Source organism: Demequina maris (genome assembly GCF_000971155.1).
GTDB lineage: Bacteria > Actinomycetota > Actinomycetes > Actinomycetales > Demequinaceae > Demequina > Demequina maris.
Genome location: NZ_BBLX01000004.1, coordinates 203,881 through 226,672, shown reverse-complemented (window position 1 = coordinate 226,672; position 22,792 = coordinate 203,881). Strand labels below are relative to the sequence as shown.

Annotated in this window: 17 protein-coding genes; 7 read left to right on the top strand and 10 right to left on the bottom strand. The window is 72.1% G+C overall.

What is annotated here, in order from left to right:
- Positions 1-24 precede the first annotated feature (24 nt).
- Entirely contained in the window at positions 25-609 is a 585-nt protein-coding gene (locus tag AOM02_RS06760) for a hypothetical protein (protein ID WP_156156123.1), read from the bottom strand.
- Between the two features lie 308 nt (positions 610-917).
- On the opposite strand from AOM02_RS06760, the gene AOM02_RS06755 reads away from it, so the two are divergent.
- Positions 918-5,081 carry an nSTAND1 domain-containing NTPase gene (locus tag AOM02_RS06755; RefSeq protein WP_169746607.1) on the top strand — a complete coding sequence of 1,388 codons (4,164 nt, stop codon included), beginning with the start codon at positions 918-920 and terminating at the stop codon, positions 5,079-5,081.
- A 58-nt stretch (positions 5,082-5,139) separates the two neighbouring features.
- Here the strand turns inward: AOM02_RS06755 and ilvC are convergent, their stop codons facing one another.
- The 6 genes from ilvC to AOM02_RS06725 form a co-directional block, all read right to left on the bottom strand.
- A complete protein-coding gene (gene ilvC / locus AOM02_RS06750; RefSeq protein WP_062298034.1) occupies positions 5,140-6,171 on the bottom strand; it encodes a ketol-acid reductoisomerase in 1,032 nt (343 codons plus the stop codon).
- Between the two features lie 85 nt (positions 6,172-6,256).
- Positions 6,257-6,778 (bottom strand): acetolactate synthase small subunit, encoded by a 522-nt coding sequence (gene ilvN / locus AOM02_RS06745; RefSeq protein ID WP_062298032.1) that lies wholly within the window; start codon positions 6,776-6,778, stop codon positions 6,257-6,259.
- Positions 6,779-6,783: 5 nt separating this feature from the next.
- The gene (locus tag AOM02_RS06740) at positions 6,784-8,655 is read right to left on the bottom strand and encodes an acetolactate synthase large subunit (RefSeq protein WP_062298030.1); all 1,872 of its coding nucleotides are present in this window, start codon (positions 8,653-8,655) and stop codon (positions 6,784-6,786) included.
- A gap of 391 nt (positions 8,656-9,046) precedes the next feature.
- The gene (locus tag AOM02_RS06735) at positions 9,047-10,525 is read right to left on the bottom strand and encodes a TolB-like translocation protein (RefSeq protein ID WP_062298028.1); all 1,479 of its coding nucleotides are present in this window, start codon (positions 10,523-10,525) and stop codon (positions 9,047-9,049) included.
- A gap of 148 nt (positions 10,526-10,673) precedes the next feature.
- Positions 10,674-12,293, bottom strand: a complete 1,620-nt coding sequence (locus AOM02_RS06730; RefSeq protein ID WP_062298026.1) for a hypothetical protein — start codon at positions 12,291-12,293, stop codon at positions 10,674-10,676.
- 118 nt (positions 12,294-12,411) lie between these two features.
- Complete coding sequence (locus tag AOM02_RS06725) at positions 12,412-13,752, bottom strand: TolB family protein (protein WP_156156122.1); 1,341 nt, start codon at positions 13,750-13,752, stop codon at positions 12,412-12,414.
- On the opposite strand from AOM02_RS06725, the gene AOM02_RS14275 reads away from it, so the two are divergent.
- Positions 13,730-14,137: a hypothetical protein gene (locus tag AOM02_RS14275; protein WP_156156121.1), complete on the top strand. Its 408-nt coding sequence runs from the start codon at positions 13,730-13,732 to the stop codon at positions 14,135-14,137. The genes AOM02_RS06725 and AOM02_RS14275 overlap by 23 nt on opposite strands.
- A gap of 92 nt (positions 14,138-14,229) precedes the next feature.
- Here AOM02_RS14275 and AOM02_RS06720 read toward each other — a convergent pair whose 3' ends face one another.
- The 3 genes from AOM02_RS06720 to ilvD form a co-directional block, all read right to left on the bottom strand.
- The gene (locus AOM02_RS06720; protein ID WP_062298022.1) at positions 14,230-14,538 is read right to left on the bottom strand and encodes a zinc-ribbon domain-containing protein; all 309 of its coding nucleotides are present in this window, start codon (positions 14,536-14,538) and stop codon (positions 14,230-14,232) included.
- A gap of 83 nt (positions 14,539-14,621) precedes the next feature.
- The gene (locus AOM02_RS06715; RefSeq protein WP_156156120.1) at positions 14,622-15,857 is read right to left on the bottom strand and encodes a PD40 domain-containing protein; all 1,236 of its coding nucleotides are present in this window, start codon (positions 15,855-15,857) and stop codon (positions 14,622-14,624) included.
- 235 nt (positions 15,858-16,092) lie between these two features.
- Positions 16,093-17,790 carry a dihydroxy-acid dehydratase gene (ilvD, locus tag AOM02_RS06710; protein WP_062298017.1) on the bottom strand — a complete coding sequence of 566 codons (1,698 nt, stop codon included), beginning with the start codon at positions 17,788-17,790 and terminating at the stop codon, positions 16,093-16,095.
- Positions 17,791-18,085: 295 nt separating this feature from the next.
- Here ilvD and AOM02_RS06705 point away from each other — a divergent pair, with 295 nt between their 5' ends.
- The 5 genes from AOM02_RS06705 to AOM02_RS06685 all read left to right on the top strand — a co-directional run bounded on the left by AOM02_RS06705 (position 18,086) and on the right by AOM02_RS06685 (position 22,782).
- Entirely contained in the window at positions 18,086-19,759 is a 1,674-nt protein-coding gene (locus AOM02_RS06705) for a choice-of-anchor I family protein (protein ID WP_228373791.1), read from the top strand.
- A 217-nt stretch (positions 19,760-19,976) separates the two neighbouring features.
- Positions 19,977-20,726 carry a MerR family transcriptional regulator gene (locus AOM02_RS06700; protein ID WP_062298013.1) on the top strand — a complete coding sequence of 250 codons (750 nt, stop codon included), beginning with the start codon at positions 19,977-19,979 and terminating at the stop codon, positions 20,724-20,726.
- Positions 20,727-20,830: 104 nt separating this feature from the next.
- A complete protein-coding gene (locus AOM02_RS06695; RefSeq protein WP_062298010.1) occupies positions 20,831-21,577 on the top strand; it encodes an NADPH-dependent FMN reductase in 747 nt (248 codons plus the stop codon).
- A 157-nt stretch (positions 21,578-21,734) separates the two neighbouring features.
- Positions 21,735-22,289, top strand: a complete 555-nt coding sequence (locus AOM02_RS06690; protein WP_062298007.1) for an NADPH-dependent FMN reductase — start codon at positions 21,735-21,737, stop codon at positions 22,287-22,289.
- A 175-nt stretch (positions 22,290-22,464) separates the two neighbouring features.
- Positions 22,465-22,782, top strand: a complete 318-nt coding sequence (locus tag AOM02_RS06685) for a hypothetical protein (RefSeq protein WP_062298005.1) — start codon at positions 22,465-22,467, stop codon at positions 22,780-22,782.
- Positions 22,783-22,792 lie beyond the last annotated feature (10 nt).

The following is a 22,792-nucleotide window of genomic DNA, read 5'->3' as shown; positions in this document are numbered from 1 at the left end:
CGGGCGCAGCCACCACGGGACCGTCTACGGCGCGACATCGAAGTCGAGCGTGTCGATCATCTGCTGGGCGACCTCCACGTACTGCTCGAAGTCGACCCGAGACGCGGGCACCGCGACCTCGACGGCGACCGTCCGATCGCCTGCTTCGAGGAGGAACAGCCGCACGGGGGTGTCCGCCGTGACCGTGCGGTGCAGGTGCGTGCCGTGGTCGTCGATCAGATACGCGACGGCCGGCTCCCCCGCCGCGCCCGGGCAGGTGTCCGTCCAGCCGTCGGCAAGGGTGAGGTCGAGATGACGACCCGACAGGCCCCCGACCTCGACAGGCTCATCGACCGTGACCTCGAGCCCCGGGTGTTGGGCCAGCGCGTGGTGGAGGGCCTCGACGTCCGTCCCGGCCTTCGGAAGCGCGGTGTCGCCGCACGGCTGACGCGGGGCCAGCGGGTCCGCGAAGATCGTCACGGCGGGGACACCGAAGCTGCCGGGGGCCACCCACTCGGGCAGGTGGAGGATCACGTCGCCGGAGTCGGTCTCGGTAGCGGACCACCCCGGGAGAAGCGTGTACGAGACATCGAGAGCGGACCCGGCCGCGTCCGCGTTCCAGCCGAGCACGCCGGCCAGGTCCGACGGGACGCAACGCGACTCACGACAGACGAGCTCCGGGCCGCTCGGCGAGGCAACGGGTTCCGCGCCGGCGTGAGCCGCCAGCGCCGTACCCAGGAGCAATCCGCCTGCGGCAAGTGTGGCTCCGCCGACCGATCGGGCGATAGTGATGGACATGTCGACCTCCTTCAGATCGCCTCCAGTCGAGCGCCCGGACGTATGCACCTGGTCTCGAATAGCGGCGCCCGGGTATGCATCCGGTATGCGTTCGCGCGGCAGGTGTTGACCACCCGGAACCACAGCCCGACACTCAAGGCGTGAGGGTCGCAGTCCTCGGGGGGAGGGGCGTCTCGGACGAGCCGAGAGTCAGCCCGCGGGAGCGCGCTGTGCTCGAGGCGCTGCTCGTGTGCCGGCCGGCCGAGGTCGATGCCGACGCGCTTGCCGAGGCCGTGTGGCATGGGGCGCCGCCCACGACGTGGGCGAAGCAGCTCCAGGCATCGATCGGCCGCCTGCGCAAGGCGCTCGGCACCAGCGCGATCGCGACGGTCGCGGGTGGCTATCGCATCGTCCCGCGCCGGGAGGGCGGCGTGCTCGACATCGACGCCGACGACTTCGAGGCCGCCGTGAACCGCGCCCGCGAGCTCGCCTCCGACGGCGAGCAACAGCGCGCGGTCACCAGCCTCGAGCACGCCATCGGCATGTGGCACGGGCGGCCCTACGCGGTCCTCGAGGACTGGCCGCCCGCTCGCGACGAGGCGGATCGGCTCCGCGAGCTGCGCGCATCGGCCGACGACGATCTGCTCGAGGCGCGCCTCGCCGCAGGCGACCACCGGGCCGTGGCCGAACAGGCCGTCGGCCTGTGCGCCGCCGAGCCCTATCGCGAGCGCCGGTGGCACGCGCTCGCGCTCGCGCAGTACCGATGCGAGCGGCAGGCGGAGGCGCTTGCGACCGTGCGCCGTGCGCAACGGCTGCTCGTCGACGAGCTCGGCATCGACCCCGGGCCGTCGCTCGTCTCGCTCGAGGAGGCGATCCTGCGGCACGACGAGCGGCTCCTGGCCGCCCCCGCCGCGCGGCCTCCGAGCCGCGCCTGCCCCTACAAGGGCTTGGCGGAGTACGAGCCCGAGGACGCGGAGCTGTTCTTCGGGCGAGAGGACGACGTGGACACGGTGCTCGAGGCGCTGGACCGCACGCGCTTCGCGGCGGTGTCGGGGCCCTCGGGGATCGGGAAGTCCTCGATCCTCCGGGCGGGCGTCGTGCCCGCCCTGAGGCGGCGCGGGCTCGAGCCGGTGCTGCTGGATGCCACGGCCACCGCGTCCGACGTCGCCCTCGCCTCGGCCTCACGACCGCTGATCGTGGACGACGTGGGCGCGGCGCTCACCGACGAAGGACGCGCGGCGGCACTGTTCAAGTCGCTGGCATCCGCTCATGCGGACGGGGTGCCGGTCGTCGTGGCGCTCCAGTCGCGGCACCTCGACGCCTGCGCCGCGCAAGCGGCGATCGGCCCCCTCGTGACCTCCGGGCTCCATCTCGTCGCGCCACCGACCGCGGCGGCGATCCGGGCGGTCGTCGAGCAGCCCGCATTGCGGTCCGGCCTCGCGATCGAGCACGGCCTCGTCGACGTGATCCTGCACGACGCGCAGCGAGTCGACTCGGCGCTCCCGCTGCTCTCCCACGCGCTCGCCGCGACATGGGAGCGCCGCGAAGGGGCGACCTTGACGATCCAGGCGTACGAGGCCACCGGCGGGCTCGCGGGCGCCGTCGCCCGCTCGGCCGAGCGCGTGTTCGTGAACCTCACCTCCGCCCAGCGCGACGAGTGCCGGGCCGTCATGCGCCGCCTCGTCACCGTCGACGCCACCGGCACCGTGGCGCTCCATGCCGCCGACAGCGCGGCGGTCGAGACCACGCCCGCCCGTGCGGAGGCGGTCGCGCGGCTCGTCTCGGCACGTCTGCTCGTCGCACGCGCCGACGACTACCTCCTCGCGCATGAGGCGCTCACCCGCGAGTGGCCTCGGCTCACGGCGTGGCTCGACGAGGACGCGGAGACCCACCGCCTCGTCGCTCACCTGGCGGCGGCGGCGCGCACGTGGGAGGCCGGAGGAAGGAACGCCGACGATCTCTACCGTGGCTCTCGGCTCGACGCGGCGCGCTCCTGGCAGCACGCATCGACCGACACCTTGGCCGAGGTCGAAAGCGAGTTCCTCTCCGCATCCGAGGTCGAGCGGCAGCGCGAGGCGAGCGTGGTCGCCGACGCGGCGGCCCGCGACGCGCGGAATCGCCGACGGGTGCGCTTCGCCAACGCGGCCGGTGGAGTCGCCGCCGTCGCCGCTCTCGTGCTCGCCGCGGTGGCGATCCTGAACCACCGCACGGCGACCGCCCGGGCCGACGACGAGCTGGTCGCGGCGCTCGCCGACGACGTCACAGCGCTCGCCGGCGCGTCGAGAGAGACCGCCGCTCTCCTCGCGGTCGAGGCCTACGAGCGCTGGCCCGACGACCCGCGCTCGCGCGCGGCATTGTTCGACGTCGCGGCCTCGCATCCCGAGCTCATCCAATCGATCGTGCTGCCGGCGGCTTCGGGCATCGCGGGCGCGGCCGACGCGGAAGGCGACATCGTCGTCGCATCGGCGCGCGGCATCGAGGTGAGGGACGCCGCCGAGCTCACGGCGTTCCGCACCGTCACGAACGATGCGATCGAGGCGGGTGATCGTGCCGTCGCGGTGGCTGCGGACGGATCGCTCGCGGTGGTGCTCGCGCAGTCGACTGGATGCGACCATCCCACCGCGTGCGGCACCCTCACCGCATACGACCTCGTCGAGGGCACCGTCCTCGCCACCGCGGAAGCGACCGTGCCGGAGGGCGCCGATGTCCCGCTCCATGTCGCGATCGGCGCGGGCGGTGCGGTGGTCGCGACCGTCGACCACCCGTCCGGTTCGGTCGACCTGTGGGACGCGCGCACCCTCGCGCTGCGCACGTCGGTGCGGCTGTCGGCGGACGACCCCGACGGCATCGCGGTGGCGGCCGCACCCGACGGCAACCTCGTGGCCGTGGCCGCGGGCACCGTGCACGTCATCGACCCGGCGACCGGGCGCGAGCTCGACGCGTGGCCGGTCGACGAGGCGGCAACCGGGCTGGGCATCGCCGTCACGGCGAACGGCCGGCTGCTGACCTCGGGCGCGTTCCACGTGGCCCTCGTCGACCTCGGCTCCGGCGACGTGGCGTGGACGGTCACGCTGCCGAACGATCAGGAGGGTGCGTGCTCGACCATGGCCGCGCGTCCGGCGGGCCGGACGTACTACTGCGGCGGCTGGTTCGGCGAGATCCAGGAGCGCACACTGGCGCTCGGCGGGCCGACGCAGACAAGATTCGACGTCCAGCACGGCGCGACCGGATCGCTGGTGGCCTCCAACGCCGAGCTCCTCGCCTTCGGCCGGCGCGAGCCGGTCGCGACCCGATGGGCGCTCGACGGGCACGGCCCGGTCCACCGCATCGTCGCGGGACCCGGCTACATCGTCGGAGACGGGTACCGGTCGGACGGGGACGCGTTGCTGGTCTGCAGGCTCGGGCGTGACGGCGACCCGTGCGGGTGGTCGGTGTGGAACGTGCGGTCGGACGAGGTCGAGGCCGAGGTCGAGGGCGATGCCGACGGCCTGAGTTGGGCCTCGGATGACGCGGTCGTCGCCTACTTCCCCTCGACGAACGACATCGGCCGCTACGACCTCGAGGCGCAGCGGCGCACCCTCACCTATCCGATCGGTGCGGACGTCTACGAGCATTTCCGTACCGGTGCGGGCGACCGGCAGATCGCCGCGGACCCTGACGGGACGGTGTGGCCCTTCGACCTGGAGACGGGTGAGCCCGACGGCCCCGTGATCGACGTGCAGGGCATCGCCTCGCACATCGTCGCTTCGCCGAACGACGACTACGTCGTCGTGTCCTCGCACCTCGCCGGGGTCGGCGTCGGAGCGCAGGTCTTCGACCTCCGCACCGGCGAGGCGCTCTCGCCCTTCGTCGACGGCCTCGAGAACGCGGCGATCAACGACGACGGCATGGTCGTGGCTCAGGTCGGTCCGATGATCGGTCGCTTCACGACGGAGCTGGAGCCGATCGCCACCAGCGAGGGGTCGCGCGCGGAGATCGGACGCTTCCAGTTCTCTCAGGCGGGGGACGTGTTCCTCACCGCAGACCTCGACCAGAGCAGCGTGCTCTACGAGTCGGAGACCGGGGCCCGCGTCGCCGGTCCGTTCGTGTCACACGCGCCGCTCGCCTGGCCGGTGTGGCTTCGGTCCGACGGGCTCGAGGTCGCCGTGGACGAGGTGGAGGGCATCGGCATCTGGACGCTCGACCCCGAGATGCTGCGCGACGCCGCCTGCGCGTCTGCGGGACGCGACCTCACCGCCGACGAGTGGCAGACCTATCTCGCGGCCGTCGGCGAGTGGCGCTCGACGTGCGGCTTCGGGGACAAGCCGTCCGCCGCATCGTCCTGAGGCACGACGAAGGGGAGGCCCCCTGCGGGACCTCCCCTTCGCGTTCGGGTAGAGCGGATCAGCGCGCGGCGGAGCCGTCCACGTAGTCCTTGTCCTGGGTCGCGGCCGACCACGAGAACAGCGAGCGCAGCTCCTTGCCGGTCTTCTCGATCGGGTGCGACTCCTCCTTCGAGCGGAGCTCCTTGAACTCCGGCGCGCCGGCGTCCTGGTCCGCGATGAAGCGGGTCGCGAAGGCGCCCGACTGGATGTCCGCGAGGATCGCCTTCATGCTCTCCTTCACCTCGGGGGTGATGACGCGCGGGCCGGAGACGTAGTCGCCGTACTCGGCCGTGTCGGAGATCGACCAGCGCTGCTTCGCGATGCCGCCCTCCCACATCAGGTCGACGATGAGCTTGAGCTCGTGGAGCACCTCGAAGTAGGCGATCTCAGGCTGGTAGCCGGCCTCGGTGAGGACCTCGAAGCCCGCCTGGACCAGGTGCGACATGCCACCGCAGAGGACGGCCTGCTCGCCGAACAGGTCGGTCTCGGTCTCCTCCGTGAAGGTGGTCTTGATGACGCCGGCACGGGTGCCGCCGATCGCCGCCGCGTAGGACAGCGCGAGCGCCCAGGCCTGGCCCGACTCGTCGCGCTCGACGCCGATGATGTCCGGGATGCCGCGGCCCGCGACGTACTCGCGGCGGACGGTGTGGCCCGGGGCCTTCGGGGCGATGAGGATGACGTCGACGCCCTCGGGGGCGTCGATGTAGCCGAAGCGGATGTTGAAGCCGTGCGCGAACGCGAGGGCCTTGCCCGGCGCGAGGTTCGGCGCGATCTCGTCCGCGTAGATGCCGCGCTGGTGCTGGTCCGGCGCGAGGATCATGATGACGTCCGCCCACGCGGTCGCGTCGGCGACGTTCTGGACGGTGAAGCCGTCCTCCTCGGCCTTCGCGATGGACTTCGAGCCGTCGCGCAGCGCAACGTGGACCTCGACACCCGAGTCGCGCAGGTTCTGCGCGTGGGCGTGGCCCTGCGAGCCGTAGCCGACGATGGCCACCTTCTTGCCCTGGATGATCGAGAGGTCGGCGTCCTTCTCGTAGAACAGCTCAGCCATGCTGGGGATCTCCTTCATTTCATGTCGTACGTAGGTGAGAACTGCGGAGGGACGATGCGGCGGTCACCCGCGCATCGTCCGGCGGCTAGGCGGTGGCGACGCGGTCGAGAGCGCGCTCCGTGATGGAGCGGGCGCCGCGGCCGATGGCGACGGTGCCGGACTGGACGATCTCGCGGACGTCGTGCGGCGCGAGGGCCGCAAGCAGCGCCTCGAGCTTGTCCGGCGTGCCGACGGCCTCGATGACGACCGAGTCCGTGGAGACGTCGACGATGTGCGCGCGGAACAGGTCCACGATCTGGAGGACGTCGGTGCGCTGGCGGGCGTCCGCGCGCACCTTGACCAGCAGCAGGTCGCGCTGGACCGAGCGGTCGCGCTCGAGCTCGACGATCTTGAGCACGTGGACCAGCTTGTTGAGCTGCTTGGTCACCTGCTCGAGCGGGAGCTCGTCGACGTCGACGACCACGGTGATGCGCGAGATCTCCGGGTGCTCGGTCTGGCCCACGGCGAGCGAGTGGATGTTGAACGCGCGGCGCGAGAAGAGGCCGGCGACGCGCGCGAGCACGCCGGGCTTGTTCTCGACGAGCACGGACAGGGTGTGCTTGGTCATGGGGGTCAGTCCTCCCGGTCCCACTTGGGGGCGATGCCCTGGGCGTACTGGATCTCGTCGTTGCTGGTGCCGGCGGCGACCATGGGCCACACCATCGCGTCGCGCGACACGGTGAAGTCCACGACCACGGGCTGGTCGTCGATCTCGTTGGCGCGCTTGATGGTCGCGTCGACGTCCGCGTCGGACTCGCAGCGCAGGCCCACGCAGCCCATCGCCTCGGCGAGCTTGACGAAGTCGGGGACGCGGCGCGTGCCGTGGCCGGTGTGCAGGTCCGTGTTGGAGTAGCGGCCCTCGTAGAACAGGGTCTGCCACTGGCGGACCATGCCCAGGCTCGAGTTGTTGATCAGCGCGACCTTGATGGGGATCTCGTTGATCGCGCAGGTGACGAGCTCCTGGTTGGTCATCTGGAAGCAGCCGTCGCCGTCGATCGCCCACACGGTCTGGTCGGGCTGACCCACCTGGGCGCCCATCGCCGCGGGCACCGAGAAGCCCATCGTGCCGAGGCCGCCCGAGTTGATCCACGTGTTGGGGCGCTCGTACTTGATGAACTGGCTGGCCCACATCTGGTGCTGACCCACGCCCGAGGTGTAGATGGTCGACTCGGGGTCGTTGAGCTGGCCCAGGCGCTGGATCACGTGCTGAGGGCTCGACAGGCCGTCGTGCGTCGGCGTGTAGCCGAGCGCGTACGTGGTGCGCCAGTCGTCCAGCTGCGCCCACCAGGCCTCGAGGTCCGGCTTGCCGTAGCGCTCGTGCTCGTGCGCGAGCGCGGGCACCAGGGCCTCGAAGACCTCCTTGAGGTCGCCGACGATCGGCACGTCGACGGCGCGGTTCTTGCCGATCTCCGCAGGGTCGATGTCCGCGTGCACGATGGTCGCGTGCGGCGCGAAGCTGTCGAGATTGCCGGTGACGCGGTCGTCGAAGCGGGCGCCGAGCGCGACGATGAGGTCCGCCTTCTGCAGCGCCGCCACGGCGGGCACGGTGCCGTGCATGCCGGGCATGCCCAGGTGCTGCGGGTGGCTGTCGGGCAGCGCGCCGCGGGCCATCAGCGTGGTGACCACGGCCGCGCCGGAGAGGTCGGTGAGCTTGCGCAGGCCGGCCGCGGCGCCGGCGCGGATCACGCCGCCGCCGACGTACAGCACGGGGCGGCGCGCGGTCGCGAGGAGGCGGGCCGCCTCCTGCACCGTCTTCTGGTGCGGGCGCACGCCGGCGTTGAAGCCGGGCAGCTCGATGCGGCCGGGCCACTGGAAGGTGGTCTTGGCCTGCTGCGCGGACTTCGCGATGTCGACGAGAACCGGGCCGGGACGGCCGTGGCTCGCGATGTAGAAGGCCTCCGCGATGGCCGCGGGGATCTCGGCGGGGTCCGTCACCAGCACGTTGTGCTTGGTGATGGGCGCCGTGATGCCGACGATGTCCGCCTCCTGGAAGGCGTCCGTGCCGATCATCGCCGCGCCCACCTGCCCCGTGATCGCGACCATGGGGATCGAGTCCATGTTCGCGTCCGCGATCGGGGTGACGAGGTTGGTCGCGCCGGGACCGGAGGTCGCGATGCAGACGCCCACCTTGCCGGTCGCGTGGGCGTAGCCCTGTGCGGCGTGGCCGGCGCCCTGCTCGTGGCGCACGAGGATGTGGCGCAGCTTGGACGAGTCCATGAGCGGGTCGTAGGTCGGGAGGATCGCGCCGCCGGGGATGCCGAAGACGTCGGTCGCGCCGGCGCACTCGAGCGAGCGGATGATCGCCTCCGCGCCGGTCATCTCGACGCCGTTGAGCGCGGGATCCGGGTTCGACTGCGGCGTGGGGCGGGCGAGCGTGGGAGCGCTCGGCGCCTGGCGGGCGATGCGGGCCGCGGGCATGCCCGGCTTGGCCTGAACCTGAGCCATCTTCTCTCCTGGTCGTCGGGGTGAGGCGTCCCTTGCGTCCGCCTCGCATGAGAAAACCCCTCAGCCAGGCGGCCTCGGGGTCAGCGCGCGGACGAGTTCGGTGCTACCGGTCGCGGTCCGCGCGCCTGGTAACTCGTACAAGGATCGTCTGCATGCATGCGACTCTACGCCCGGGTCCGGGCGGGTGTCACCATTCGGACAACTAATCTCACATTGTGGTTCACCATCTTGAATTCTGAGACGGAGTGTCCGCGGTGGTGCTCCCCGAGCGGCACTCCCTCCCCTGACACTACGCACGGAATCGGCAGCGACGCGCCGACCGAGCCCCCGCATCGTCCCTCCGGACGCGGCGTGTCGCCGCGAACTCCGTTGGTGCTGTCCGGTGGGACGGTCAGCGGCGGGTGACGACCAGGCGGCCGGAGACGGTCTTGCCGTCGACCGTCGAGCGTCCGTGGCACGTGACGAGGGCGTCGCCGTCGGGCGACCAAGTGGGCGCACACGAGGCCCAGCCCGCGACAGCCTTGCCGAGGTCCGTGGACCGGCCCTGGCTCAGCAGGACCGGGTGCGAGGCGGGCGCGCCGTCGCGCGTCGCGTTCACCATCGCGACGATGCCGGAGCCGTCGGGCACGGGAGCGGCGTAGGAGATCCGCTCGGCGCGGGTGAGGCCCGGGGTCCGGACGCGGGTGACCTCGCCGGTCTCGATGTCGACGGTCCACAGGCGCGTGCGGCCGGAGGGCAGGCCGCCGGTGACGAGCAGCGACGAGTCGTCGGGCATCCACTTCGCGTAGCCCCAGGTCGCTCCTTCGATGCGTGCGACCGCGCGGCTGCCGCGGGTGCCCGTGGGCGCGACGCGCACCTCGAGCTCGTCGCCCTCGACGACGTACGCGATCGCGCTGCGGTCGGCGCTGAGGCGCGGCTCGCCCGGGTCCTCGGACAGCGCGCCGATCATCGTGCGCTCGAGGCCATCGGTGGAGGCCCTCCAGTACGCGAGGCGACCGTTCGCGCGCGGGCCGATGTAGACCACGTCGCCGCTCGGCAGGAACTCCGGGTACGCCCCGGAGCCGATCCACGCCACCGCGCCGTCGGCGACGCGCACGACCGCGACCTCGTAGTCCTCGTAGCGGGGCGCGTCGGACGCCGCCGAGAGGTCGTCCGTGACCGCGATCGCGACGCACGCACCGTCGTCGGACCAGGCGATGCCGGCGGCGACGGACGAGGGGAACTTGGCGAGGAACGACACGGCGCCCTTCGCGCCGTCGACGGTCACGAGCTCGAGCGCCCCGTCCTTCATGCGGCGCGCGACCGCGGCGGTGGTGCCCGACGGATCCCACTCGACCGGCGCCGACACCCAGTCGCTGCCAAGCGCGACCATCGACGTCATCGTGGGCGTGCTGAACAGCTCCACGGTGGAGGCGCCATCGTGGCGCAGGAGCGTGGTGAGGCGCTTGCCGTCGGCGGAGAAGGCCGGCGCGGCGTAGGTCACCGCGACGCCGGTCTGGCTCGGGTCGAGCGTCTCGTTGGACGCGACCGAGTCCGTCGGGAGCACCGAGGCACCCACCTTCACGGTCGTGGTCGGGACCGGCGCGGGCATGCAGACGCCTGCGGGCGCGGCGTCGCCCGCCGCGCGGATGGACGATGCGGAGGAGGCGGTCTCGTCCAGGTCCGGAGCAGCGCTGGGGCCGAGGGAAGAGGCGTCGTCTCCCGTCACGCTCGGGGAGGCGGCGACACTCTCGGCGGCCTCGACCTTCGACTGCGCGACGTCGACGCCGAGGGCGACGGCGAGGGCGATCGCGCCGAGCGCCGCGGGGATCCAGAGGCGCCGGGACGCGCGCCTGCGACGAGCGGTGGGCCCGGGCGCCCCGTCCGTCATCGGTCCCCCAAGGGTCGGTCAACTGTCCCCGTAGATTAGCCTCACCCGGCGCGCCTCGGGAACCACCTCCGGAGGTGTCACGCGATGCCACCGGGGGGATGTCCGGACTGCCCCGTTTTGGGGCTCGCGACCGGGCCCGAGGACCGGCTCAGCGGCGGGTGACCACCAGGTGCCCGAGCACGTCCCTGGGGATGCTCAGCGCCGTCCAGGCGCTCACGACGAGGGTGTCGCCGTCGAGCGACCAGGCGGGCGCCGAGGCCCAGCTCCCGTAGAAGGGCTCGCCCAGCTGGGTGGTGACGCCGTCGCGCACGAGGACGATGCGCATCGTCCGCAGGTCCGAGCCTCCGGGCGGGCTCCCGAGCGTCGTCAGCACGCCCGACCCGTCCGGGAGCGGCGTGCCGGTGTTGAGGATCTCGCCCGCCGCACGGGGCACCTTCAGCCTCGTGACCGTGCCGGTCGCGAGGTCGACCGTCCACATGCCGATGGTCGAGGTGGCCTTCTTGCCGCCACGCACCAGCAGGGCCTGCTCTCCCGGCATCCACTGGACCGTCGCCCAGTAGAGGTCGAGCCGCGCGACCTCACGGTCGCCCGAGCCGTCCTGTCCCGCGACGCGGACCGAGACCGGGCCGCGCTCGTCGACGTACGCGACCCGGGTGCCGTCCGACGATGCGATCGGCGCGCTCACCGTGGCGTTGTCGCTCCAGCGCTTGCCGGCTCCGGAGCCCACGCGCGACTGCTCCACGCCGTCGGCCGAGCTGCGCCACAGCGCCACCCTGCCCGCGTCGACGCGCCAGAACACGAGCGAGCCGTCGGCGGTCCACACAGGCATCGCGCCGGGGCCGATCTCCGTGATCGCGCCGTCGGACAGCCGCACCACGGTGATCGTGTGCACGGACGGGTCGTCGTGGTCGTCCCATCCCACCGGTCCGCGCACGGCGATGGCGAGGCACGAGCCGTCCGCGGACCACGCGACCGACTCGGCGCCGCTGTTCGGGATCGTCGCGAGCACCTTGTGCTGCGCGGTGCGGGCCTCCACCGTGGAGATCTCGAGGGAGTCGTCGGCGAGGCCGCGCGCGACGGCGACCCGCGTGCCGGCGGGGTCCCACGCGGCCTGGGCCTCGGGATTCGCGTCCGAGAGCGACTCGAGGTCGAGGACCGACGCCATGGTGCCCGCGTTCAGCAGGCGGACCGTGTAGCGGCCCTCGCCGGACTCGATCGTGAGGAGGCGGGTGCCGTCGGCGGAGAAGCTCACCTCGGTGTACCCGGGATACAGCTGGGTGGCCTTGGGTGTGATGTCGGTGGTGGTCGCGCCCGCGTCGCCGGGCAGGACCTGGGTGGTCGACCGTGCGGGGACGGCGACGGGGTCGCCCGGGACGCACGCGTGCGCGGCCCGCTCCGCGGCGGCCTGCGCGTCGGCGGCGTCGTCGGCATCGGCGGCGGCCGTGGGCTCGGCGTCGGGCGTCGCGGATGGGCTCGCGGTCGCGGTGGGCGAGGCCGATGCGGTGCTCGTCGCCTCGCCGGGCTCGGCCGCCGCGTCGGGCTCGGTCGTCGCGGTCGTGCTGGGCGAGGCGCTCGCCGCCGGGAGCTCCGCCGCGGCCCGCGCATCGTCCGCCCGTGCGTTGGTCACGATCAGGCCGACCGACAGCGCGATCACGGTCACCGCCGCGGCGGTGGGGATCCACACCTTCGGCTGACGCAGCACAGCCGCCCAGCCTGCGGGGCGCGCCCCGTCGCCGGCCGGCTCCGGTGCCGTCTCGTGCTCGTTCATGCTGCCCCCAGCGGATCGACTGACCTGCAACCTATCGACGCCCGAGACCGCTCAGGCGCCGTTCGGCGTCTCGATCCCATAACGACGCCGCAGCCGGATCGGTTGGGACGTCCGGCGCTCAGGCCACCTTCGAGAGGTAGAACACGGCCTGCGTCGCGCCCTCGCCGTAGAGCTGCTGGGCCACGCGCGTACCGTCGGGCGAGACGAGCGCCCAGCCGTTCGCGACCCAGCCGGTCGGGGCATGCACGGGCGTCACGGTCTTCTCGAACGGCGCGATGGACACCGTGGCCCACATCCTGGACCCGCACACGCGGGCGTACGCGACGAGCTCGTTGCCGGGCGCCCACGCGAGCGCCATGCGGTTGCGCAGCCACGTCGACCTGCCGTCGGAGAGCCGCACCACGGTCACGGCGCCGCTCTTGCCGGCCGCGAGCATCTCCCCGTCGGGGCTCCACACGGATCGCAGCGCGCTGTTGACCTTGTACTCGCGGCCGCCGGTGCCGTCCGGCGCGACGACGAGGACGTTCATCTTCGCGTCGTCCTCCGCGCGCGGCACGGTCGCCGCGACGCGGGTGCCGTCGGGCGACCACACCGGCGCGAAGCGATCCCAGTCGGCGTTCCAGTCGAGGTCGAACTGCAGGTAGCGCTGCTCGCCGAGCTGCGTGACGTGACCGGACGACAGATCCTGCACGTACGCCGCGTAGCGGCCGTCGTAGTCGGGGTCGCCGAAGTACGCGATCCGGCTGCCGTCGGGCGAGTACGACGGGAAGCCCACGCGCCCGAAGATCTCGGATGCCTCACCGGTGGCGAGGTCGACGATGTCGATGCCGCGCTCCGCCAACACCGGCGTCCGGCTGCCACGGGCACCCTTGCCGATGATCACGGACGTGCCGTCGGGGCTCAGGTCGAAGCCGTTCAGGAACTCGTAGGGCCCCACCGTGCCGAGGATCTTGCCGGCGGAGTCCGCGACCACGACCCACCTCGAGTCGTCGCCCTTGCGCATGACGAAGCCCACGCGCGTGCCGTCGGCCGACCAGCGCGCCGTGTTCCAGCCGTCGGCCGACCCTCCGGCACGGCTCGTGAGGTTCACCTTGGAGCCGTCCCTGGTCACCAGCAGGACGGCGTCGGCATTCGCGCGGTGGTAGCCCCCACCCGCGAAGGTCACGAACGCCGAGGAGTCCGGCGACCACAGCGAGTACTCGTCGGCGTTCCCGCCGCCCACGCGCAGGACGTCGGCGGTGCCGGCGGCCTCGCCCTTCTTCCGGCCGTAGGCGTCGCGCGCCTCCTGCCAGTAGTTGCTCACCTGGGATCGCTTGACCTTGTCGGCGTCGTCGCTGCAGATCAGCTCGCCGGTCCAGTCGCCCCAGTCGATCGACCGGGCGAGCGAGGTGCCGGACAGCTCCGGATACGACGGGGCGAGCGGTTCAGTCGCGACGGTGAGGTTCGGGAGCTCGTACACGACCGGCGCGACCGACGGCTCGGTCGACGGCTCGACGGACGGCTCGGGCGACGCGGAGGCGCTCACCGAGGCGCTCGGCGACGGCTCGGCGCTGGAGCCCGCCCCGGACGATGCGGTGGCCGAGGGCGCGGGCTCCGATGAGGTGGTCGCGGTCGGCGTGGCGGTGCTCGAGGGGAGCGCGGCGGCGTCGGTCGAGCCGTCGGATCCCGCGTTCGCGACCACGAGGCCGACCACGACGGCGATCACGGTCGTGGCCGCCGCCATCGGCACCCAGATCTGCGGTCGCCGCATGGTCGCGGCCCACTCGGACCACGCCGATCCCGTGCCGTCGGTCTTCGGCGCCTGCGCCTCGTCGCTCAACTCCGCCCCCAGGGTTCTCGATTGACGAGCAACCTAGCGGCATCGAGTGCCGAACGGGCTACGCGTCGCGTCTCGATCCGATAACGACGCCGCAGGCAGATCGGTTGGGGGCGTTCCTCACCGGCCGAGCGGACCGCCCAGCGGCCCGAGGACACCGCCCTGCGAGGAGGACCGGTTCTCGGCCCAGTAGTCGCGCGGCACGTAGTTCTCGCCGGCGTCGCAGCGGGGGCAGCCCCGCGGCTTGCGGCCGGTGCGGGCACGGACGCGGTCCTCCCAGGTGTGACCGAGATCGTCCTGCCACCAGACCTGCTGCCACGAGCGGGCGTGGATACCTGCGGGAGTGAGCTGGCCGTTCTTCGTCGGGTGCCACTCCCCCGCCAGGCCAGGGAAGCGCTCCGCCAGCGAGTGACCAACCTTGACCGCCATGTTCTCGCTCCTTGTTCGGTCTACCTGGAACGACGCTATCTGGGCGCGGGTTCTCGGCACATCGTCCCCGGGGATGATCCGCGTCAGTGCGCGACGACGTACCAGCGCGGCTTCGTCTCGCCCGGCGCGTACATGCGCGCGAGCTGGGTCCCGTCGGGCGCGATCGCCGTGCGGCCGTAGTAGTACCGCCACCCGTCGGCGACCGCGAGGTAGGTGCGCTTCTTGAAGACGCTGTTCATCACCATGACCTCGCCGCAACCGGTGTAGCTCGTGATCTGCGCGCCGTGGGCGACCGTGTCCTCGAAGGTGCCGCCGCGCGGCGTGAAGGCGCGCGTGCCGGTGTCCAGGTTGTTCGACGCCGCCTGGAAGCCGGCGCGCGTGACGAGCACATGCTCGGTAGTCCAGGTCATCCGGTAGAGCACCGGCGTGCGCCAGGTCTCCGCCAGCTCGCCATCGGCGGTGAGGACCCGGACGACCGCGACGGTGCCCCCGCGCGACACGAGCCCGGCCACGTAGGCGCCGTCGGGCGACCAGCTCGGGGTCATGCGATCCCAGTAGCTCAACAGGTAGTCGTCGAACGCGACGTCGTCCCGTCGCGCGGTCGCGATCAGCTCGTCGTCGCGCAGCAGGACCATGCCGATGCCGTCGAAGGCCGCGATGCTGCGGCCGTCGGGCGAGTACGCGGGCCAGCCCGCGCCGCCCATGACCACGCGCGGCACCAACGTGACCGGATCGACGATCACCAGGTCGGGGTCGTCCGCGACCATGCGGTATCCCCCGCTGCCCCCGTTCGTCAGGCCCACCGCGATCTCGCCCGTGGTCGGCGACACGTCGTAGCCGTTGATGCGCCACGCGCGGGTCACCTCGCTCAGCTCGCGGGTGTCGACGTCGTAGCGGTACAGGACGTGATCGCCGTCGGTGGAGTACGCGACGAACAGCAAGGTCGAGCCGTCGGGCGACCACCGGAGCGGGCTCAGGTTCTCGACCCTCAGCCCGTTCGAGATGATCGCCTTGCGCCCCTCGCGGTCGAGGACCTTGATCCGCGTCCCCATCACGGCAGCGTGCTGCGAGTCGGGCGCCCACAACGGACGGGCGTCCTTCGGAAGGACGGCCGTCGCGGTGTACGTCGTGCCGTCGATCCAGGGCTCGACCGCGGCGTTGGCGCACCGCCGGGTCGACATGTCGCCGGTCGAGGTCAGCGCGGCCTCGAGGATCGGCGCTGTCGCCGCAGGTGCGGCCGTCGCGGGCACCGCCGCCGTCGCGCCGAGCGTCATGGCGATCGCGGCCATGGCCGCCGCCCGCCACGTCCGTGCGCGCACGGACGTCCTCGTCACCTGATCGCCTGTCACCACCATGATCGCCCCCCCGGCTTCTCGATTGATTCGCAACCTAGTGGCATCCCGTGCCGCCGTCGGCTCGCCGCGCTTATCGATTCGATAACGACGCCCCAGGCAGATCGGTTGGGGAGCGATCCTCGCATCGTCGCCGGGAAGCGCGACGCCCCGCCCGGGAAACCCGGGCGGGGCGTCGACGCGGCTGACAGTGAGCGAGGGCTCAGCTGAGGACGGCGCCCTTCGACGCCGAGCCCACGAGCTTCTGGTACTTGCCGAGCACGCCCTTGGTGAAGCGCGCGGGGATCGGCTCCCAGCCCTCCTGGCGCGCGGCCAGCTCCTCGTCGGAGACGTGCAGCTCGAGCGTGCCGTGGGCGACGTCGAGCGTGATCTTGTCGCCGTCGCGCACGAACGCGATCGGGCCGCCGTCCACGGCCTCGGGCGCGATGTGGCCGACGCACAGGCCGGTGGTGCCGCCCGAGAAGCGGCCGTCCGTGATCAGCAGGACGTCCTTGCCCAGGCCCGCACCCTTGATGGCCGCGGTGATGGCGAGCATCTCGCGCATGCCGGGACCGCCCTTGGGGCCCTCGTAGCGGATGACGACGCAGTCGCCGGCCTGGATGGTGCCGTCCTCGAGCGCGTCGAGCGCGGCACGCTCGCGGTCGAAGACGCGGGCGGTGGCCTCGAAGACGTCGTCGTCGAAGCCGGCCGACTTCACCACCGCACCCTCGGGAGCGAGCGAGCCCTTGAGGATCGTGATGCCGCCGGTCTTGTGGATCGGGTTGTTGAGCGCGCGCACCACGCGGCCGTCGATCTTGGCCGGCTTGAGCTCGTCCATGTTCTCGGCGAGCGTCTTCCCGGTGACGGTCATGACGTCGCCGTGCATGAGGCCCGCGTCGAGCAGGGTCTTCATGACGGCGGGCACGCCGCCCACGCGGTCGACGTCGTTCATGACGAACTGGCCGAACGGCTTGAGGTCGCCCAGGTGGGGGACCTTGGAGGCGACGCGCGCGAAGTCGTCGAGCGTGAGGTCCACCTCGGCCTCGTTAGCGATCGCGAGCAGGTGGAGCACGGCGTTGGTCGAGCCGCCGAAGGCCATGACCACGGCGATGGCGTTCTCGAACGCCTCCTTGGTCATGATGTCGCGCGCGGTGATGCCGAGACGCAGCATGTTGACGACCGCCTCGCCCGACTTGTGGGCGTAGTAGTCGCGGCGGCGGTCGGCCGACGGCGGCGCCGCGGAGCCGGGGATCGACATGCCGAGGGCCTCGCCCACGGACGCCATGGTGTTCGCGGTGTACATGCCGCCGCACGCGCCCTCGCCGGGGCAGATCGCCTTCTCGATCGCGAGGCGGTCCTCCTCCGACATGAGGCCGCGGGCGCACGCGCCGACCGCCTCGAACGCGTCGATGATCGTGACGTCCTTGGACGTGCCGTCCGAGAGCGTGACGTGGCCCGGCATGATCGAGCCCGCGTACAGGAACACGCTCGCGAGGTCGAGGCGGGCCGCGGCCATGAGCATGCCGGGCAGCGACTTGTCGCAGCCCGCGAGCAGCACCGAGCCGTCGAGGCGCTCCGCCATCATCACCGTCTCGACCGAGTCCGCGATGAGGTCGCGCGACACGAGCGAGAAGTGCATGCCCTCGTGGCCCATCGAGATGCCGTCGGACACCGAGATGGTGCCGAACTCGAGCGGGTAGCCGCCGCCGGCGTGGACACCGTTCTTGGACGATGCGGCGAGGCGCTGGAGCGACAGGTTGCAGGGGGTGATCTCGTTCCACGAGGACGCGATGCCGATCTGCGGCTTCGCGAAGTCCTCGTCGCCGAGACCGACCGCGCGGAGCATGCCGCGGGACGCGGTCGCCTCCAGGCCGTCAGTGACCTGGCGCGACCGGGGCTTGATGTCGGGGGTCTGCGTCATGAGGCCGAGTCTAGGACGATGCGGTGGGACGCGATGCCCGCATCGTGGACACCCCGCGCGGGGCCGCCACGCGCATCGTCCTTTCGCGCCCGGAGAAGGGACGATGCGCGACGCCCGGGGGCGGCAAGGTTCACCGAGGATTCACCGCCCGGTGTCCGTTTCGTCACCCTCCCATCGATACGTTGAAGGCGGCCGGGCGCGCCCGGGGAGGACCCCGCGCGAGACGCCCGCCATCCCGTTCCACGCACGACCCCCGCGGCCGGGGCTCGGCCGCGCCCGAGCCATGGAGGTCTCCGTGTCACCTGTCACCCGTCCGCTCGCCCGCCGTGGCCTCGCCGTGGGCGCCGTCGTCGCCCTCGGCGCCGCGGCCGCCGCGCCCGCCTACGCCGCGATCGTCGGCGCCCCGATCACGCACTCCGCAAGCGACGCCGCTCTCACGCTCACGCCCATCGGCACCCACGAGACGGGGGTGTTCGACGAGTCGGCGGCCGAGATCGTGCAGTTCCACGCGGACACGCAGCGGCTGTTCACCGTCGACGCCCTCGCGGGCCGGGTGCGCGTGCTCGACGCGAGCGACCCGACCGTCCCGACCGAGGTGCTCGAGCTCGAGACCGCCGGAGTCGTGGCCGCGGACAAGTCGGTGGTCCCCGCCGGCGCCGTCGCGAACTCGGTCGCGGTCCGCGAGGACGGCCTGGTGCTGGTCGCGGTCGAGAACGACCCGAAGACGGACGAGGGCTGGCTGGTGTTCTTCGACGCCGAGGGCGACGGTACAGCGCTCGGCGCGGTGCGCGTCGGCGCTCAGCCCGACATGGTGACGATCACGCCGGACGGCACCAAGGCCGTCACCGCCGACGAGGGCGAGCCCAACGACGACTACGACGTGGACCCCGAGGGCACCGTCAGCATCGTGTCGCTGCCCGGCACCGTCGCGGTGCCGAAGCAGTCCAAGGTCCGCACCGCGACCTTCCACTCCTACGAGGGCAGCCGACTCCCCGACGGCGTGCGCGTCTTCGCCGGCATCGACGGCGCGAACCACCCCGTCTCGCGCAACCTCGAGCCGGAGTACGTGACCGTCGACGAGTCGTCGACGACGGCGTACGTCACCCTGCAGGAGAACAACGCGATCGCGGTGGTGGACCTCCACACCGCGCGCGTCACCGACATCCTGCCGCTCGGCGCCAAGGACCTCTCGATCGAGGGCAACGGGATCGACGCGTCCAACAAGGACGACGCGATCAACATCCAGACCTGGCCGATCTACGGGCTCTACATGCCGGACTCGATCGCGTCGTACTCCGTCGACGGCGAGACCTATCTGGTGACCGCCAACGAGGGCGACGCGCGCGAGTGGGGCGACTACGAGGAGCCGGTCGGGTACGACGACCTCGTGCTGTGCGACGACAACCCCGCGCTCGGCCTCGGCAGCAGCAAGAAGCTGGGCAAGCTCGACTTCACGCCCGAGTCCGGCCTGAGCGCGGACGGCAGCTGCTACGAGGCGCTGTACGCGTTCGGCGCGCGGTCGTTCTCGATCTGGACCACCGACGGCACGCAGGTCTTCGACTCGGGTGACGACTTCGAGCAGATCACCGCCCTCGCGGAGCAGGACCACTTCAACGCGAGCAACACCAACAACGAGCTCGACAACCGCTCGGACAACAAGGGTCCGGAGCCCGAGGGCGTCACGATCGGCGAGGTGGGCGGGCGCACGTACGCGTTCGTCGGCCTCGAGCGCGTGGGCGGCGTGATGGTCTACGACGTCACCGACCCGGCCGCGTCGTCGTTCGTCACCTACGTGAACAACCGCGACTTCGGCATCGACCCCGAGGAGGACCTCGCGTCGGCGGGCGACCTCGGCCCCGAGGGCCTCGCGTTCATCGCGGCGGAGGACTCGCCGTCGGGCACGCCGCTGCTCGCGGTGGCCAACGAGGTGTCCGGCACCACCACGCTGTTCGAGATCACCTCGCACTAGCCGCACGATCGGGAGCCCGGCGGCCGCGCGGTCGCCGGGCTCTCGCGTATCCAGGCTCCGGCGTCGAGCATCCCGTGACTCGTTGCGGGACGCTGCCGCTATTCGTGCACGAAGCACCAGGGCGTGGCGCCTCGTGCAGGAATAGCGGCAGCATGCGCGACACAGACGCCGGATCCCGCTTGACGTTGACGCGACGTCAACTTCTACCGTGGTCGGCATGGACCTCGACATCGCCTCCGTCGCCCGCCTCACGGGCGTGACGAGCCGCACCCTGCGCCACTACGACGCCATCGGGCTGCTCTCCCCCGCGTGGACCGGCCACGACGGCCGGCGCCACTACGGCGAGACGGAGCTGCTGCGGCTCCAGCACATCCTCGTGCTGCGCGAGCTGGACGTGCCGCTCGAGACCATCGCGAGCATCGTCGACACCGACGACCCCACGCTCACCGCCGCGCTGATGCGCGACCACCACGTCGCGCTGCTCGCCCAGCGCGACCGCTTCGCCGCGCTCGCGGAGACCGTCGAGCGCACCCTCACCCGACTCGAGAAGGGACTGCCCATGACCAGCGACGAGATGTTCGAGGGGTTCGACCACGAACGCTACGAGCCCGAGGCCCGCGAGCGCTGGGGGGACGATGCGGTGGCCCGGTCGAATGCCGCGTGGACGGGCATGTCGCCCGAGGCGCAGCGCGCCCACGTCGCCGAGCACGAGGCGGTCGCCGACGCCCTCGCACGGCTCGCGGCGGCCGATGCGGACCCCGCCTCCGACGAGGTCCAGGCGCTGGTGGCGCGCCATCATGCCTGGGTGTCGCTGTTCTGGGCGCCGGGCCGCGAGGCCTACGCCGGACTGGGCCGGATGTACGTCGACGACCCGCGCTTCCGCGCGACCTACGACAAGCACGGCGACGGCACTGCCGAGCTGCTGCGCGACGCGATCGCGGTCTACGCGGAGGGCCTGCCCGAGTAGCCCTCGGGAATGCGTCGCTGAGCAGGAGCGTTGCACCGCGCGACCGCCATGGGAGGCGGCCGTTGTGCCACCGTCTCCACCGCAGTCGAGGAAGGACCCTCCCCATGCCGGTCATCGGTCTCCTGCTGGGCCACCTGCCCCAGGCGCGCACCACCCGTCTCCTGTCGTCGCTCCTGCATGCCGCGGCACCGTCCGGCACGAGGCTCGTCGAGCTCACGCCGAGCGAGCTGCCCCTGCACGCGCCGTACACGGACGCACCGCTCCCGCACGCGGGCATCGAGTGGAAGCGCCAGCTCGACGCCGTCGACGGCCTGCTGGTCATCACGCCGACCCACGAGCGCTCGATCCCCGGCACCCTCAAGCACGCCCTCGACTGGGCATCCGCGTCGCCCACCTCGCTCGAGGACAAGCCGGTGGTCATCGCCGGCGCGGCCGCGCCGGCCGCCGGCAGCTTCATGGCGATCGTGCACCTGCGCACCGTGCTGTCCGACGCGGGCGCGCTCGTGATGGGTCAGCCCGAGCGGACGCTGACGGTGCAGGCCTCCGACTTCAGCGCGCACGGGCATTGCCACAGCGCCGAGCTCGACGCGCAGGCCCACGCCCTCCTCAGCGCGGCGGCCGGCTACGTCGCGCACGTCGCACGCGTCGGCGGCTCGGGGCCCCTGCCCACCGTGCCCACCGACCCCGTGCGCGCGGTCCGCGCCGAGCAGGCGACCGCACCCATGAGCCCTGCCGCGGGTATCGCCGCGTTCGTCGACAGCGTCGCGACCGCCGACCCGCTCGCTACCACCGGCGACCCCCTGTACGCCACGGTGCGCACCGACTCCACGACGGGCGTCCCCGCGGCCTGAGCGGCAGGCCGCCGACCGGAAGCCGGTCGCCGCATCGTCCCCCCGACCGGTTTGTTGAAGCGTCATCTTCTGGAATAGTTGACACGTCATCGTCGTTGCGATGGCCGTCCGACTACGGCGTCGGCGTTCCCACCCCTCCCCCGAACAGGAGACCGTCATGACCCGCATCGGATACATCGCAGGCTCGCTCTCGAGCACCTCCATCAACCGCCAGCTCGGTCGCGCGCTCGCGGCGCTCGCCCCCGAGGGCGTCGAGCTCGTCGAGCTCGACTTCTCGGCGCTCCCCCTCTACACGCCGGACCACGACGCCGCCTACCCGGTCGCCGCGCTCGAGTGGAAGGCCGCGATCGAGGGCGTCGACGGCGTCATCATCCTCACGCCCGAGTACAGCCGCTCGCTGCCGGGCGTCCTCAAGAACGCGCTCGACTGGGCAGCGCGCCCGTGGGGCACCAACTCGTTCAACGGCAAGCCCGTCGCGATCGCAGGCTCGTCCGTGGGCGCCATCGGCACCGCGGTCGCGCAGCAGCACCTGCGCGCGATCCTCGGCCACTTCAACGCCCCGACGCTCGGCCAGCCCGAGGTCTTCCTCCAGCACACCGCGGTCTTCTCGGCCGACGGCTCGCTGCTCGACTCGGCTCGCCCGGTGCTGGAGACCTTCCTCGCGGCGGCGATCGCGCACGTCGAGAAGCACGCGCCGGTCGCCGTCGCGTAACCCCTGCTCTTCAGGCCGAAGGCCCCGTCCGGCATCACGCCGGGCGGGGCCTTCGCGCTGTCCGGGACGGCCGCCTCGCCCTCTGCCTGCGCGCGTCGGACCGCTCGTTCGCCGGTCTTTCGAGGCACGATGCTCGCAGCGGCGCGCAATACCCGTCGGCGCGGAAGGGGTGGGGATGTCCGGACTTCGCAGTGCAAGAACACTCGCCACGGTCCTCGCCGCCGTCGCGCTCGCCGGCTGCACCGACGCCGGCGGCCTCGAGATCACCAACGAGACGGACGCGCGGATCGAGGTGGACGTCGACGACGACGTCACCTACGTCGAGGCCAACGGCGGTGTCATCTACCTCGACCTCGGCTGCACGGACGGCGACGTCACGGTCACGCTCGAGGACGGCACGGTCCTCACCGTCGGGGGGCCCGTCTGCCCGCCCGACCGCATCGTCGTGCGCAAGGGCGGCGCCGAGCTCGTCACGCCCGACGCTGACGACTGAGCCATCGCGC